At 54.9% G+C, this 15,668-nt stretch carries 11 protein-coding genes and 3 pseudogenes; 9 read left to right on the top strand and 5 right to left on the bottom strand.

The window, feature by feature from the left end:
* Positions 1 to 123: 123 nt before the first annotated feature.
* Positions 124 to 681 carry an LOG family protein gene (locus CD000_RS14090; RefSeq protein ID WP_011229787.1) on the top strand — a complete coding sequence of 186 codons (558 nt, stop codon included), beginning with the start codon at positions 124 to 126 and terminating at the stop codon, positions 679 to 681.
* A gap of 7 nt (positions 682 to 688) precedes the next feature.
* On the opposite strand, the pseudogene CD000_RS14085 reads toward CD000_RS14090, so the two are convergent.
* From CD000_RS14085 to CD000_RS14075, 3 genes and pseudogenes are all read right to left on the bottom strand, one after another.
* Positions 689 to 979, bottom strand: a pseudogene (locus CD000_RS14085) (flavin monoamine oxidase family protein); the annotation flags it as partial.
* Positions 980 to 1,114: 135 nt separating this feature from the next.
* Positions 1,115 to 1,891, bottom strand: coding sequence for a VOC family protein (locus CD000_RS14080; protein WP_096225899.1), 777 nt, complete (start codon positions 1,889 to 1,891; stop codon positions 1,115 to 1,117).
* A gap of 29 nt (positions 1,892 to 1,920) precedes the next feature.
* Positions 1,921 to 2,427 carry a hypothetical protein gene (locus tag CD000_RS14075; protein WP_096225898.1) on the bottom strand — a complete coding sequence of 169 codons (507 nt, stop codon included), beginning with the start codon at positions 2,425 to 2,427 and terminating at the stop codon, positions 1,921 to 1,923.
* Between the two features lie 158 nt (positions 2,428 to 2,585).
* Between CD000_RS14075 and gatC the strand changes: the two genes are divergently transcribed.
* The 4 genes and pseudogenes from gatC to CD000_RS14055 all read left to right on the top strand — a co-directional run.
* Positions 2,586 to 2,876 (top strand): Asp-tRNA(Asn)/Glu-tRNA(Gln) amidotransferase subunit GatC, encoded by a 291-nt coding sequence (gatC, locus tag CD000_RS14070; protein ID WP_011229790.1) that lies wholly within the window; start codon positions 2,586 to 2,588, stop codon positions 2,874 to 2,876.
* Positions 2,877 to 2,888: 12 nt separating this feature from the next.
* The gene (gene gatA, locus CD000_RS14065; RefSeq protein WP_096225897.1) at positions 2,889 to 4,346 is read left to right on the top strand and encodes an Asp-tRNA(Asn)/Glu-tRNA(Gln) amidotransferase subunit GatA; all 1,458 of its coding nucleotides are present in this window, start codon (positions 2,889 to 2,891) and stop codon (positions 4,344 to 4,346) included.
* A 13-nt stretch (positions 4,347 to 4,359) separates the two neighbouring features.
* A complete protein-coding gene (gatB, locus tag CD000_RS14060) occupies positions 4,360 to 5,790 on the top strand; it encodes an Asp-tRNA(Asn)/Glu-tRNA(Gln) amidotransferase subunit GatB (RefSeq protein ID WP_031212135.1) in 1,431 nt (476 codons plus the stop codon).
* 175 nt (positions 5,791 to 5,965) lie between these two features.
* Positions 5,966 to 6,148, top strand: a pseudogene (locus CD000_RS14055) (PLP-dependent transferase); the annotation flags it as partial.
* Here CD000_RS14055 and CD000_RS14050 read toward each other — a convergent pair.
* Both CD000_RS14050 and CD000_RS14045 read right to left on the bottom strand, forming a co-directional pair.
* Positions 6,131 to 6,313 (bottom strand): annotated as a pseudogene (locus CD000_RS14050) (glycine betaine ABC transporter substrate-binding protein); the annotation flags it as partial. The pseudogenes CD000_RS14055 and CD000_RS14050 overlap by 18 nt on opposite strands.
* 463 nt (positions 6,314 to 6,776) lie before the next feature.
* Positions 6,777 to 7,466, bottom strand: coding sequence for a hypothetical protein (locus CD000_RS14045; protein ID WP_096225896.1), 690 nt, complete (start codon positions 7,464 to 7,466; stop codon positions 6,777 to 6,779).
* Positions 7,467 to 7,610: 144 nt separating this feature from the next.
* On the opposite strand from CD000_RS14045, the gene CD000_RS14040 reads away from it, so the two are divergent.
* Genes CD000_RS14040 through CD000_RS14025 form a run of 4 tightly spaced genes read left to right on the top strand, consistent with a single transcriptional unit; the run spans position 7,611 to position 15,598 of the window.
* Entirely contained in the window at positions 7,611 to 9,101 is a 1,491-nt protein-coding gene (locus CD000_RS14040; protein WP_096225895.1) for a TIGR02677 family protein, read from the top strand.
* Between the two features lie 2 nt (positions 9,102 to 9,103).
* Complete coding sequence (locus CD000_RS14035) at positions 9,104 to 10,300, top strand: TIGR02678 family protein (RefSeq protein WP_096225894.1); 1,197 nt, start codon at positions 9,104 to 9,106, stop codon at positions 10,298 to 10,300.
* The gene (locus CD000_RS14030) at positions 10,260 to 14,381 is read left to right on the top strand and encodes a TIGR02680 family protein (protein WP_096225893.1); all 4,122 of its coding nucleotides are present in this window, start codon (positions 10,260 to 10,262) and stop codon (positions 14,379 to 14,381) included. Before CD000_RS14035 ends, CD000_RS14030 begins: the two co-directional genes overlap by 41 nt.
* Positions 14,378 to 15,598: a TIGR02679 family protein gene (locus CD000_RS14025; protein ID WP_096225892.1), complete on the top strand. Its 1,221-nt coding sequence runs from the start codon at positions 14,378 to 14,380 to the stop codon at positions 15,596 to 15,598. The genes CD000_RS14030 and CD000_RS14025 overlap by 4 nt, the downstream gene beginning before the upstream one ends.
* The last annotated feature ends 70 nt before the right edge of the window (positions 15,599 to 15,668 follow it).

The raw sequence follows: 15,668 nt of genomic DNA, 5'->3' as shown, positions 1-15,668 counted from the left end.
TGCGGTTCGAAAAGGCTGGTGTAAACGGATTCGGTGGCAGCCCCTGTCGGTGTGATTTGCCGGATGGGGGACAGACTGGTAAAATAATGAAGACCTAGATGCGAGTAAAGGTGTGTCGCGATCATGAAAGCCATCTGTGTGTTTTGCGGATCAAGTTATGGACAAAGCGTAAAATACAAGGAAGCGGCGAAAGCGCTCGGAACGTTTTTAGCCCGAAGCGGCATTACGCTCATTTACGGCGGAGGGACACGGGGCTTGATGGGAGAGGTTGCTGAGGCGGCGCTCCGTCATCAAGGGCGCGTGGTTGGGATCATTCCGCAATTTTTGAAGGACCGGGAAGTGGCGCATAATCGGTTGAGCGAACTGTTGGTCGTCGATACAATGCACACCCGCAAAGCGAAAATGTACGAGGCGGCCGACGGATTTATCGCCATGCCAGGGGGTTATGGAACGTACGAGGAGCTGTTTGAAGTGCTCTCGTGGTCGCGCGTCGGCCTCCACCAAAAACCGATTGGCCTGCTTAACGTGGAAGGGTTTTTCGATCCTCTTCTTCATTTGCTTCGGCATACAGTTGACAGCGGATTCGCCGCGCCGGAAGACCTTGAGCTGATTGTCAGCGCCGAAGACGTTCCGACGCTGTATGGACAGATGAACACATTTTGCCGTCGCCGCCACTCTTGACCGTGGACGGGGGAAGCGGCAAGTTGAATTTTTGGATGTATTCCAGCGTCAAAGCATGGGTGTGAGGAATGCGCATCGCGCCGGCTTCGAGATACTGGTCGTCGCGAAAGTTGGAGCGGAGCGTGTAGATGCGGCCGCCGACCCGCTCGGATGCTTCTAAGATGGTGACGCGATGACCCGCCTGCTTCAGCAATGACGCTGCGACAAGTCCGGCCATTCCGGCGCCGATGATGATGATGTGTCGAGGCGCCGCGGTTTTCTTTAAGCCGTTTCGAATGATCGAGATCATCGTTTCCATCGAAAGTTTTGGAGAAACATACGGGTGGGACACGGTTGGACTCCCCCTTTGCCGTTTTCACCGCGCGAGGATGAAGGTGCGGTTATTCCATCTTATTCCGCGGCAAAGGGGAGTATGTGAGAATAGGAATGCCCGTCACGGCTTGGAAACGATATACGTCGCGCCATCGATTTCGATGCGGCGCTGCTCCTGCATTCCCACAAGCCGGCACGAAAACGGGCGCGTCGATGGATGACGGCGGTCAGCCTCATAGAACCGAATCGCAATGCCGCCGACAGCGAGCTCCGCGTATGCTCCCGCCTCATCGCGCCCGACATCGGGTTCGGGCAAGTCAAACAGCCGGCGATAGCCGTTGACCGCCCGCTCGAGACCGAGGGTGTAGAGGCTAATTGACGAGAGCGAAACAGAGCCAATTGGGTGTCTCATGAGCGGCGCCAGCTCGTTCATCCGTACATCATCACGGTCGCCCCACTGAATGAAAAACGGATAGCGAAACACGCCGTCTGTGTCGTCTTCGATAAACAGCATCGACCATGTGAGCCGCTTGCCGTCATCGCGCTCGCGGCTGCCGGGGAACGGACCGACTGGGGTGAATCCTTTGCTTTTGAGCTGTGCCGCCACCGCTTCGATGTCGTTCGTGCGGAAGGCAAATTGGGAGAAGCCGTTTCCTTCTTGGCGGTCGGTGACAAGCTGAGTGATGAGCGGGTTTCCGCACGTTCTCGCCGTCTGCATATCGGCAATGCCGATCCACTCGATGTAGCGCAAATGCTCTACGTAACATAAGGCGTTGTACGTTCCCCATGACGGATGGCGGCCGCCGTGGATGGCCGCAAGCCCCCATTGTTCAAACGCCATTTTCACTTGTTCCGGTCGTTCGACGAGATGGACGAGATGGTCAAACGCGACATGCATGGCGGTGGCCTCCTCTTTAGATCAATCGATCAGCGGAACAACATTTCTTTCAGTTTGTAAATGATTCGTTCGTTGTCGACGGTGCGGTGGGCGATAAAATTCAAGTCCAGCTTGATGTCTTCGATTTGGGCAGTCAATTGTTCGTAACGGGAGTCCATTTTTTGTTCGAGGCGGTCCACCGTTTGTTTCAATGAGGCAAATTCCTGGTGAAGCTGGTGGACGTCAGCGGCGAGAGCTTCCAGTTTGGCGTCTGTTTCGTCTTGGCGGTGGAGAAGAGCGGCCACGATGCCGTTCAATTCCTTTTGCCCGGCGCGAAGCGAATCTTGTTCTTGACGCAGACGCTGTTGTTCCAAACGGATTTCCTGCTGCTCTTTTCGGATTTCTTGTTGTTCTTTTCGAATTTCTTCTTGTTCCTGGCGAATGGCGATTTGTTCCCGCTCGAGCCGCTCTTGGCCTTCCACGAGCTTTTGCAGCGTCCCGTCCATCGCGTTCAAGCGGTCAAGCACTTGGGCGAGCAAAGCGTCACTCATCGTCATGATTCCCCCTTTTTTGTCCGTTATGGCCATTATAGTACATATGTTCGTTTTCGTCAACGGGCAACTAGGCAAAAGAGGGCCAGACGGTTGCTTTATTTCCTAAACGTTTGGTATCATCATAGTATTGTGGAAGGTCGATCATGTCGGAGGTGAATACAATGTCGCGAATTTCGATTGAACAAGTGAAACATGTCGCCGATTTGGCGCGGTTGGCGATTACGGATGAAGAGGCCGAGATGTTTACGAAACAGCTCGATGCGATTATTACGTTTGCCGAGCAGCTGAATGAATTGGATACGGAGAACGTTCCGCCGACTTCGCACGTGCTTGATATGAGAAACGTGATGCGCGAGGATATTCCAGAACCGGGGCTGCCGCGCGAAGAAGTGTTGAAAAACGCGCCAGATCAGCAAGACGGCCAGTTCCGTGTGCCGGCCATTTTAGAGTAAGGAGGGGGATTTATGTCGCTTTTTGACCATTCCGTGTCAGAATTACATACGTTGCTGAAGAAAAAAGAAGTGTCGATTTCCGATTTAGTCGACGAATCGTACCGCCGCATCGATGAAGTGGAAGAGAAAGTGCAAGCGTTTTTAACATTAAATGAAGAACAGGCGCGGGCGAAAGCGAAAGAGTTGGATAACCAGCTCGCCAAAGGCGAAGAAACGAACCCGCTGTTCGGCTTGCCGATCGGCATTAAAGACAACATCGTCACAAAAGGGCTGCGTACGACATGCGCCAGCAAAATTTTGTACAACTTTGACCCGATTTACGACGCCACTGTCATGGAGCGGTTGAATGCCGCAGGGACGATCACGATCGGGAAGTTGAACATGGACGAGTTCGCCATGGGCTCGTCGACGGAAAACTCCGGGTTTCAGCTGACGCGCAACCCGTGGGACTTAGAGCGCGTTCCGGGCGGCTCAAGCGGCGGTTCGGCGGCAGCGGTGGCGGCCGGCGAAGTGCCGTTTGCTTTAGGTTCTGATACGGGCGGTTCGATCCGCCAGCCGGCGGCGTTTTGCGGGGTTGTTGGCTTGAAGCCGACGTACGGACGCGTCTCGCGCTTCGGGCTTGTCGCGTTTGCGTCGTCGCTGGACCAAATCGGCCCGATTACGCGCACGGTCGAAGACAACGCGTATGTATTGCAAGCGATCGCGGGCGTCGACCCGATGGATTCGACTTCAGCGAACATTCCAGTGCCGAACTATGTGGAGGCGTTAACGGGCGATATCAAAGGGTTGAAAATCGCTGTGCCGAAAGAATATTTAGGTGAAGGCGTCGATGAAGGCGTGCGCCAGTCAGTGCTTGCGGCGCTTGCCGTGCTTGAGAAGCTTGGCGCGGCGTGGGAAGAAGTGTCGCTGCCGCATTCAAAATACGCCTTGGCGACGTACTATTTGCTCGCTTCGTCCGAGGCATCAGCGAACTTGGCTCGCTTTGACGGCGTCCGCTACGGCTATCGGACGGACAACGCGAAAAACTTGATCGATATGTATAAACTGACGCGAAGCGAAGGGTTTGGGGCGGAGGTCAAGCGCCGCATTATGCTCGGGACGTTCGCGTTAAGCTCGGGCTATTACGATGCGTATTACAAAAAAGCGCAAAAAGTTCGGACGTTGATCAAGCGCGACTTCGAAAACGTATTTGAACGATATGACGTCATCATCGGCCCGACAACGCCGACGCCGGCGTTTAAAATCGGCGAGAAAACGAGTGATCCGCTGACGATGTACGCAAACGACATTTTAACGATTCCAGTCAACCTTGCGGGTGTACCGGCGATTTCCGTGCCGTGCGGCTTTGTCGATGGCTTGCCGGTCGGCTTGCAAATTATCGGCAAGCACTTTGATGAAAGCACCGTCTACCGCGTCGCCCACGCTTTTGAACAAGCGACCGACTACCATAAGCAAAAACCGGTGTTGTAAGGGGGGTTAGGTGATGAACTTTGAAACGGTCATCGGACTTGAGGTGCACGTCGAGCTGAAAACGAAATCGAAAATTTTCTCCAGCAGCCCGAACGCGTTCGGCGCGCCCCCGAACACGCAAACGAACGTCATTGACTTAGGGTATCCAGGCGTGCTGCCGGTGTTGAACCGACAGGCGGTCGAGTTTGCGATGAAAGCGGCGATGGCGTTAAACTGCGAAATCGCGACCGAGACGAAATTTGACCGCAAAAACTACTTTTATCCGGACAACCCGAAAGCGTACCAAATTTCGCAATACGATCAGCCGCTTGGCCGAAATGGCTGGATTGAAATTGAAGTAAACGGAAAAAAGAAAAAAATCGGCATCACCCGCATCCATCTCGAAGAAGACGCCGGCAAGCTGACGCATACGGGCGACGGCTATTCGCTCGTGGATTTTAACCGTCAAGGGACGCCGCTCATTGAGATCGTCTCCGAGCCAGACATCCGCTCGCCGGAAGAAGCGTACGCCTACTTGGAAAAATTAAAAGCGATCATCCAATATACCGGCGTTTCCGACTGCAAAATGGAAGAAGGGTCGCTTCGCTGCGACGCCAATATTTCGCTTCGCCCGCTCGGTTCGGACAAGTTCGGTACAAAAACGGAATTGAAAAACCTCAACTCGTTCAACTTCGTTCGCATGGGGTTGGAATACGAAGCGAAGCGGCAGGAGAAAATTTTGCTCTCGGGCGGCGTCATCCGTCAAGAAACGCGGCGCTTTGATGAAGCGACGAAAACGACCGTTTTGATGCGCGTCAAAGAAGGTTCGGAAGACTACCGCTACTTCCCAGAGCCGGACTTGGTGATGCTCTATATTGACGACGAATGGAAAGAGCGCGTCCGCGCCTCGATTCCGGAGCTGCCGGACGCCCGCCGGAAGCGGTATGTCGAAGAGTGGGGCTTGCCGGAGTATGACGCCAAAGTGCTCACACTGACAAAAGAAATGGCCGACTTCTTTGAAGCGACCGTCGCAAACGGCGCCGATCCGAAACTGGCGTCGAACTGGCTCATGGTCGAAGTATCCGGGTACTTAAACGCCGAGCAAAAAGAGCTCCATGACATCGCCTTGACGCCGGAAAGCTTGGCTGGAATGATCAAACTCATCCAAAACGGCACGATTTCGTCGAAAATCGCCAAAAAAGTGTTCAAAGAACTCGTCGAACACGGCGGCGATCCAGAGAAAATCGTCAAAGAAAAAGGGCTCGTGCAAATTTCCGACGAGGGAGCGCTGCGCAAAATCGTGCTCGAAGTGCTCGACGCCAACCCGCAGTCGGTCGAAGACTATAAAAACGGCAAAGACCGCGCACTCGGTTTCCTTGTCGGCCAAGTGATGAAAGCAACAAAAGGGCAAGCGAATCCGCCGCTTGTCAATAAGCTGTTAGTAGAGGAAATTGGAAAACGATAATGAAACAATAGGAGGCCTGCCCACCGGCAGGCTCTGTTTTCAATAAAAATTTTTGCACTATTAAAAAAATAAAATTGACAAACGTTGTGATCGAATGATAGATTTTTTATAAGAAAAAACCAATTGATTTAGTAGGATATGAAATCTCGAAGGGTCAAAGAGGGGAGAGGAAACGATGAGCAATGAACAAACCTTCCGCCCGGAGACGCTCGCCATCCACGCCGGGCAAAAACCGGATGCGGAAACGGGCGCGCGGGCGGTGCCGATTTACCAAACAAGCTCATATGTGTTCCGCGACAGCGAGCATGCGGCCAATTTGTTTGGTTTGAAAGAGGAAGGTTTTATTTATGCGGGCATCGGTCGTGTAGGCGGTGATGACGTCAATCTCTCCATTTTTCGCTGCTTCGTATTGCAAGTCTGGGTCGATCGTCACTTTTTTCTTGAACTGAAACCAGTACGTATCAACAAGCCCGTCATAGCCGTCGCTTCGCTCAAAAAACTCGGCGTCTGACCCAAAGGTGAGCTTTTTCAGCTGATATCATACAAATGAACGGGGATAAAAAAAGCAGCAAAAAGACGCGGAGGGAGGTGAAAAAGCGTCACAAACAAAGGATACCGTAATTTGGGTGCGGCTGGCAAATTTGGTATCGGCCGATATGTTTGCTTCTCGCTTGCTCTCGCGGCGATGAACGTTCTCTCCTCCTTGATCCTGAAAAATGCTCGGGAATGCTTGCGAATCCTCCTAGATGCTCCGAATTCGAGATGTTTGCATAAGCCTCGTGTTCATCCATCGATGCGCCAGCCAGGCATGACCCGCGCCGTTCATCGAGAGTGCGGGGTTATGCTACCACTTGCCGCGAGAAGGCCGGCGCCTTGGCAAATGGTCAAGGTGAAGGCTAATCGATAAACACTCGAACAAAAAAGGCAGCTCACGGCTGCCTAGTGAAAAGGGAATAGGTGTTGAACATTTCTCTGTGGGGAACGTGTTACGCATAAACAAGGCGATGAAGGGCGCTTTCCGTTTTGAAGACGCGGGCGTTTAAAACAGAGAGTCCCGCTTCATGTTCGGCGAGGGCAGGCAGCACTTTGTCTTCAAGGATGGATGTGATACGGGTGAGGTCGCCTTTCATATGATGAAGGTCGTGCGCCATCGCCTCGTATTTGGCGGTCAGCACTTCTTGCCCATGGCGGAGCGCTTCAACGATCGCCTTCGTTTCGCTTGTGCGCTCATCCAGCAAGTCGATTTGTTGCGCAAGCGTGGTCGTCTGCTCGTTCAGTTGAGCGACTTGGTGTTCGACAGTGCCCATGCGTTCGTTGAGTTGGGCGACTTGGTGTTCGACGGTGCCCATGCGTTCGTTCAGTTGGGCGACTTGGTGTTCGACGGTGCCCATGCGTTCGCTCAGTTGGGCGACTTGGTGTTCGAGGTTGCTTGTCCGCTCGTTCAGCTGAGTGAATTGTTGCTCAAGGGCGCTCGTCCGCTCATTGAGCTGGGCCATTTGCGCTTCGAGAGCGCCCGTTCGTTCATTAAGGTTGGCCGCCAGCACTTCAAGGGCACCCGTTCTTTCATTGAGATTGGCCACTTGCCCCTCCAAGGCGCCAACCCGCTGCTCGAGCGACTCGACCGCCGTGCGCGTCGCTTTCACTTCATGCAAAATTTCCCGCAGCAACGCTTCCATTCGTTTCACCTCCTTTTCCCCTCTATTTTACAAAAAACGCGCGCCGATGGCGAGAAAAAATAGGAAAACGGTTTTTGCTAGAAAAAGAGCGGAGAAAATCGTTACAATAAACATAGGAAAAAACCGAAGCAAAGGTGGACGGAGATGGACGCCACGTGGTTGAAGCCCATTGTCGAAACAAAATATTTATCGACGGAAAACGCGCACCGCTACCGGGCGATTTTGCGCTATTTCTACATTCAGCACGAGCGGATGCGGCAATATTTGTTTCCGGAAGAAGTGTACGCCTTTTTAAAGCAGCACGAGGAGTTTGCCGATTACACTGAGGAAGAGCTGCAGCAAGACCTCGACCAGCTCGTCAAATGGAACAACTTGATCGCCCGTCAAGAGACTTCTCACGTGCGGACGATTGAAGAGTTTAAGAAAAAGCGGTTCCGCTATCAATGCAGCCCGTACACGGTCGAAATCGAACGGATGATCCGCACGCTCGAGCAGCTTGGGGATTCATTTGGGGGGTCGCTCGAGAGAACGCGGTTTGACCGTTTGTATGCCTCTCTTTCTCGCATAGAAACGATCATCGCCTCTGATTTTCAAGAGCAGCCGGATGAAATGCATCAAGTATGGGAAGAGACGTTCGATTATTTCAAAAAAATCATCCAAAATTCCGCCGACTATATCGCTTATTTGCACGGTGAAAATTTGGAAGAGCGGATGACATCGGAGTCGTTTCTCGTTTATAAAGAGCAGTTTACTGCTTATTTGCGCGATTTTATCGTCGCCTTGCAAAAAACGTCGATGCAGATTGAACAATTGCTTGAAGACTTGCCGGAAGAAGGGGTTCGGCAGTTCATCGAGCGTGTCGTCGACTATGAGCGGTCGATCCCGCGCTTTGCCGATGCGCCGCCGCCGCGCGCTGTCCAGATTGAAGAAAAATGGGAGACGTGGCGCAGCCTGTGCGAATGGTTTTTAGGCCGCGATGGGCGCGAGAGCGAGCTTTCGTTTTTGCAATACCAGACAAATGAGGCGATTCGCCGCCTGACGCGCGTCGTGCAGCGGCTTGGCGAGCGGCATCATCATTTTCGCAGCCGCAAAGGCGACTACTTGCATTTGGCGCGCTGGTTTTCCCGCCTTGAATCGATTGAAGAGGCGCACTGCCTGTCAGCGGTCGTGTTCGGCTGCTTCCATACGAAACATCTCGTCGCTGATGCGGAGGCGACCGACAACATATACCGCGACGTATGGGACGAGCCGCCAGCCGAGTGGGTGACGAAGCCGCGCGTCCGCCATTACGGGGAAAAGAAAAAGCCGCAGGCGATAGAAGACAAAGAACGGGAGAAAGAAGAAGCGCGCCTTCGCTATTTGGAAGAAAAAGAGCGCGAGGAAGCCGAGCTGAAGCAATTTGTGACCGACGGGAAAATCGTGCTTGCCGACCTTCCTGAGGTGACCCCATACGTACGGAAAACGCTGCTCGGTTGGATCGCCAAGGCGATGGGGCGCGAGGGGCAAGCAATGAAGACGGAAAACGGGTGGGTGGTCAAAGTGGTGAACAAAGAGGGGACGATTTGCCTTCGCGCAGAAGATGGGGAACTCGTGATGCCGAACTACGAAATTCATGTGCTTTCGGGAGGTGAGTGAGGATGGAAACGGCGTTTGACGACAAGGCGAAAGAAGCGCTCGCCGCGCTGTTTGAGCAGTTTTGGATCATTCGCGACCAAGAGCCGGATTTGTACCAGCTCGTCCGCGAGCGTGAACATGTGTTGAAACGGTATGTGGAGGAGAAGTTTGGGTATCGACTCATCGTCCACCGCTATTTCGCCAAGCTCGAGAAAATTCCCGCCGATCCCGAGCCGTGGATGGGCATCGAGTCGTTTCAAGAGCCGCTCGATTATGCGCTGTTTTGCTGCTTGATGGCGTATTTGGAAGGCAAGGCGGTGGAAGAAAAGTTTTTGCTTTCTGACGTATGCGAAGAAATCCGCGCCATGTACCCAGGGGATTTGCCAGTCGATTGGACGAACTACGCGCATCGGCGCGCGCTCATCCGCGTGTTGAAAACGGCGGAACAAATCGGACTCGTCCGCCGGATGGATGGGGAGATTGAGGCGTTCGCCCAGCATGTGGAGGAAGAGGCGTTGTACGAAGTGCCAGTGTTGGCTCGTTATTTTATGCGCACGTATCCGAAAGATTTGTTGCAATATGAATCGATCGACGAATTGCTCGCCGAGGAGTGGAAAGCCTCGCCGCAAGATTATCGGCGCCATCGCCTGTATCGGAAGCTGTTTTTATCCCCGGCGGTGCATCGGACGGAAGGGGACGAGCAAGATTTTTACTACTTGCGCAACTTCCGCCATCGGCTGCGCGATGACATCGAAGCGCATACGCCGTTTCGGTACGAGTTGTACAAAAACGCCGCCATGTTGACGTTGCCTGAGCGGCAGGCGCCGTACACCGTATTTCCTGATCAGAAAGGAACGTCGGAGATCATCCTTCATTTTGCCGCCTTGGTGCGCGAGCGGCTTGGGGAATATCCGCCGGATGAATACGGCCGCATCCGGTTGACGTCTGAACAATTTTCCGCCTGGCTTACCGATTGCCGCCGCCGTTACGGGGCGGGGTGGGGGAAAACGTACCGCGACATGTCGGCTGCCGAGCTTGTCCGCGAAGTGCTTGCGGCGCTCAACGAATGGCGCATGGCCGATGTGGAGCACGACACCGGAATGATCGTCCTTTATCCCCTCCTCGGGCGGGTGTCGGGACGGTATCCAGATGATTTTGACGCGAAAGAGGGAGGAGAACATGGCGAATCCATGGGTGCTTCATCGTGCGGGGCTGATTAATTTTTGGTATTACGACGAGCAGTATTTTCATTTCGCTGACGGCAAGCTGCTGTTGCGGGGAAGCAACGGGGCGGGCAAGTCGGTGACGATGCAAAGCTTGATCCCGGTGCTTTTAGACGGCAAGAAGACGCCCGATCGCCTCGATCCGTTCGGCTCACGGGCGCGGCGCATGGAAGACTACTTGCTTGGGGAAAAAGACGTCGTCAATCGCGATGAGCGGACGGGGTATTTGTTTTTGGAATACAAACGAAAAGCATCCGACCAATACGTCACAACGGGCATCGGCCTGCGGGCAAAGCGGCAAAAAAGCCTCGACTTTTGGGGGTTTGTCATGTTCGACAACCGCCGCATCGGCTATGACCTTCAGTTGTATAAACAAGAAAAAACAGGTGAAAAAATCCCGCTGACCAAGCGGGAGCTGGCCACAGCGCTCGGCGCGGGCGGGACGGTCGTCGAGACGCAAAAAGAGTATATGGAGCTCGTCAATAAGCATGTGTTTCGCTTTGAATCGCTCGAGGCGTTTCAAGAATTGATCGAACTGCTCATTCAACTGCGCAGCCCGAAGCTGTCGAAAGACTTTAAGCCGACGGTGATTTATGAGATTTTGGAAAGCTCGCTGCCTCCGTTGACCGATGACGAGCTCCGCCATTTATCCGAAACAATTGAAAACATGGACCAAGCCAAGCAGCAGCTTGAGCAGCTCGAACGCGACGAACGGGCGTTGAAGCGCCTTTGCGATCAATACCGCCTGTACAACGAATATATGATCGCCGAAAAGGCGGCAGAATACGTAAAAGCGGTCAAGCAGGCCGAACAGCTCGCCGCCGAGCAACAACGCCTTCACGATGAAGAAGAAAAGACGCGAAAGGCGCTTGATGAGCTTGAGGAGTCCATCACCCGCCTCGGCCGCGAAGAAGACGTGCTGCGAGCGCGCGAAATCGACTTGGCTGGCCATGAAGTGTTCCAGCAGGCGGAAAAGTATGAACAGCTGAAAGCCGAACGGCAGCGCCTAGAGGAACGGCGGGAGCGGCACGAGCAGACGATTGCGGAAAAAGAACGACAGGAACGTCAGCACCGCCGCCGCCTCGATGAAGCGGAAGCGCGGCTGGATGACCTTGAGCAGAAGCTTGAAGACGAGCTGGAGCAGCTGCGTATGGATGCCGACGAAGGATCCTTTTCCTTGCATGAAACGAACGAAGACGATTTTCACCGCCATCGCCAAAAGCAACAAGAGTTTTCGTTTGCCGCTTGGAAACAGGAAGCCGACCGCCATATCGAGCAGCTCGAGGAGTTGGCGCGTCTTTGGCGCAGGCATGACGAGGTGAAACGACGCTATGAAGAAGCGAGCACCGAAGCAGGCGAAAGGCGGCGGGAAATGGACGAATGGCGCCACCAGCAATGGAAATGGGAAGAGCTGTTCGAAGAGGAGAAAGAGCGGTTTGAACAAGCCGTGCTTGCCTGGGTCGAGCAGGGAGGAATCGACGTTTCCGAAACGGACATTCAGGCGTTTTTGCGACAAATGGGCGCCCTCTATGAACAGTATTCGCTCGATGATCTGAAGCGCCCGTTCGTGCAAGCGTATTACGATGCCGTCGGCAAGAAAAAGGATGAGAAATGGCGGCTCGAGCATGACATCCGTCTGTTGGAAGAAAAACGGGCAGAACGTGAAGCCGAACTGCGCCGTTGGCGGGAACAACGCGACCCCGAGCCTGAACGGGATGAACAAACCACTGCCGCCCGGTTGGCGTTGGAGGAGAAAGGCATTCCGTTTGTCCCGCTTTATGCCGCGGTGGAATTTGTCGACGATGTGCCTGACGATGTGCGCGAGCGAATCGAATCGGCGCTTTCGCACGCGGGGCTGCTTGATGCCCTCATTACTGCTCGCGAGATCGACGTCGCCTGCGACCGTGTGCTCATTCCGAAACCGGTCCATATGGCGCACACGCTTGCTGATTATTTGCGCCCAGATGCCAATGCCCCTGTGTCAATGGAGCGGATTGACGAAGTGCTCCGAAGCATCGTCATCACCGATGCCGACCAAGAAGGCGGCATGACGATCGATGAAACGGGGCGCTATTCGCTCGGCCTTGTCCGCGGCCATGCGCCGCGGGGATCGAAGGCGATGTTCATTGGCCGTGCGGCGCGCGAACGGTGGCGGCTTGAAAACATCGCGGCGCTGGAAGCCGAGATCGCCGCTGTGGGGCAAGAGATCGACCGTCTGCGCGGGGCGCATCAGGCGGTGGAAGCGGCCATTCAAGCGCTCGCCGACTGGTTGGCGTCCTTCCCATCGGACCGCGATGTGCGCACCGCGTTTGACGAAGCGCAAGAAGCGCGCCGCCAAGCCGAAAGCAAAGAACGGGAATGGAAGCGGCAAGAAGAAAAAGCCGCTCTCTTGGCGCGCGAATGGAAACAAATCAAACAACAGCTCCACGACGAGTCGGCCGAGCTCGATTTGGCCTTTACTTTAGACGGCTGTGAACAAGCCCAGCTCGCCATGAAATCGTACGTCCGCCATGTGCACGAACTCGAAGTGCTTTACCGCGAAACGCGCCATACCGAGGCGATGATCGCCCAACAGCGCGAGCGGCTCGCGGCGCTGGAAACGGAGATCGACGAAGCGAAAGGCGAACGAAATCGGCTTCGGGATGAAACCGAGCGGCTCGCCTTGCGAATCGCGGAGATGGAGCGGACGCTCGCACAAATGGGGGCGGATGACATTCGCGCCGAAATCGCCCGCATTCAAGAACGGTTGGCGTCTTTGCGCCAAGAAATTCCGCGCCTTGTCAACGAACGGGCGCGGACGGAACAGCGGCTCATGCGCTTAGTCGAAGAGCGGGAAAAAGGGGCGCAGCGGGAAGCGTTCGCCCGCGAGCTCGCCGTGATGTGGGAAAAGTCGTTTGCCCGTGAAGCGGCGCTTGGGCTTGTGGATCTTGATCGTTCCCGCTCTCTCCTGGAGCAGGCGAAAGAAGCGAAACAACGGTACGAAGCAGTGTTAAAAGAGACGCGTTCCTCGCTTCTGGCGCGGCTGAACACCGTCTTTTTCCAAGAGTCGTCCAACTTGACCGAATACCGGGCGTCCTTCGAGCCGCTGGAAGAACAAACGAAGCCCGAATGGACCGCCGCTGCCCCAGACGATGAGATGGCCATGAAAGCCGCGGACTGGCGGGAGAAACAAGAACGGCACGTCATTTACCTCGACTACAAAGGCGAGCGCGCCACGCCGTTTGCGGTGCTGGCGGAAGTGGAGCGCGACATCGTCTTGCAGCACGAGTATATGAAAGAACAAGACCGCGAGCTGTATGAGGACGTCATCTTAAAATCAGTCGGCCGCATTTTGCGCAGCCGCATCCAGCGCGCCGAACGGTGGGTGAATGAGATGAATAAACTGATGGGCGGCCTCGACACATCATCAGGGCTTGTGCTGTCCATTCAATGGAAGCCGAAAACGGCGGAGACGGAAGCGGAGCTCGATACGAAAGAGTTGGTCCGTCTGTTGCGGCTTGATCCGCGGCTGCTTAGAGAGGAAGATTTACAGCGAGTGACGAACCATTTCCGCTCGAAAATCGCCCGCGCCCGCGAATTGCTTGAAGAGCGCGGCCAAGGCAGCACGCTCCATCAAATCATTAAAGAAGTACTCGACTATCGGAAATGGTTTTCCTTCACTTTGTACTATGAAAAAACAAACGAGCCGAAACGCGAGCTGACGAACCACCGCTTTTACCAATTCAGCGGTGGGGAAAAGGCGATGGCGATGTACATTCCCCTTTTCGCCGCGGCGTATTCGCGCTACCAAGAAGCGGGCGATGATGCCCCGTACATCATTTCGCTCGACGAGGCGTTCGCCGGCGTCGATGAAAACAACATCCGCAACCTGTTCGGACTTGTCGAACAGCTCGGCTTTAACTACATCATGAACTCGCAGGCGCTTTGGGGCGACTACGACACCGTGCCCGCGTTGTCCATTTGCGAACTCGTCCGTCCGCGCAATGCGTCGTTTGTGACCGTCATTCATTACCGTTGGAACGGGCGCGTCAAACAGCTGATGGTCAATGATAAAGAATGGGAGACGATCGAAACGTGAGCACGGCCAAGGAGGCGGCTGCCTTTTTCCGCTCTGAACCGGGCTTCCGCCGTCTGTTTATCGAGATGAAGCACAAGTACGAGTCGCTCGGCCGCGTCGGCGGCGCGGTGTCTTTAGAGGCGTTCACCGATGAAGAGCGGGAGGCGGTGGCCGCCTTTTTCGGCAAAGACGTCTCCCGCGTCTCCCTTATCGCGTTTGAAAAACAGCTCGGACAGACGAGGTTTGCGGGCGTTGGGCTTGTCGAGCTGCTTGAACAGTACTTCGGCGCCCCGCTTGTCTCAAACAAAGAACGGCGCCAGGCGGAGGAAGAGGAACGGGATCGTTTTTTTGCGCGTCTGACCGAGGAGCATCATTGGGTTGAGTCGGTCCGCCTTCAGCGCTTCGTCCAAACGGCGTACGAAACCGACCGCCGCAGCCTGGAGGAGGCCATCCGCCTTGTCAGCGCGGCTCTCGGCCGCCTCCCGCTCCCGTCATACATGCGCCTCCCGCTCTTTGCCCAGCAAGTGGCGGGCGACCCGCATGCGTTCGATTTGTCCACGCTACCGGGGAGATTGTTGCTTTCGGCGTTGCAAGCGACCGTGCCCGGGGATTGGGACATGGCATCTGTAGAGAGCGTCAACGAGTTGCTCCAGTCCGTCGGCTTGCTCCGTGAGGATATCCTGAACTTTGTCACATGCGCCAACATTCTTGCTGAAACCAAGGACGGACCGCATCCTGTTTTCTCCGCTGCCTGGGAGGCGAACACGGCGCTGAACATGCCGCTTAGAGATGTGCTGTCGCTTGTCCGCGCCCGCCCTGCCCATGGGGGGACGGTGTACATTGTCGAAAACGCGGGCGTCTTTTCGACGCTGCTTGACACCCGCGCCCCGCTTGTCAGCACGAACGGGCAAATGAACTTGGCGACGATGAAGCTACTCGATCTTCTTGCCTCTTCAGGCGCCAAGCTGTATTACTCCGGCGACTTCGACCCAGAAGGATTGGCCATGGCAGAGCGGCTGCAGGAGCGGTATGGACAGGCCGTCACGCTCTGGCGCTTTTCCTTGGACGATTATGCGGCCGCCAACCCAGTCGTTGAACTCACACCCGAGCGCCTCGCCAAACTCGCATCCGTCACATCGGAACCATTGCGGCCGGTGAAAGAAGCCATCGGGCGAAAGAAAAAAGCCGGGTATCAAGAGGCGATCATTGGGAGGTTGACAGGGGATATCAACGGGTAGTGCATTCACGAGCTAGAGGAAGGACAAGGGAAGGAGCCCAAAGCGATCGGGCCTCCTTCCTAAAAAGTTA

Origin of the sequence: Geobacillus sp. FJAT-46040 (assembly GCF_002335725.1) — a bacterium.
GTDB classification, from domain to species: Bacteria; Bacillota; Bacilli; order Bacillales; family Anoxybacillaceae; genus Geobacillus; species Geobacillus thermoleovorans.
The sequence above is the reverse complement of the archived record's forward strand: the minus strand, read 5'-3'. Positions and strand labels throughout refer to the sequence as shown.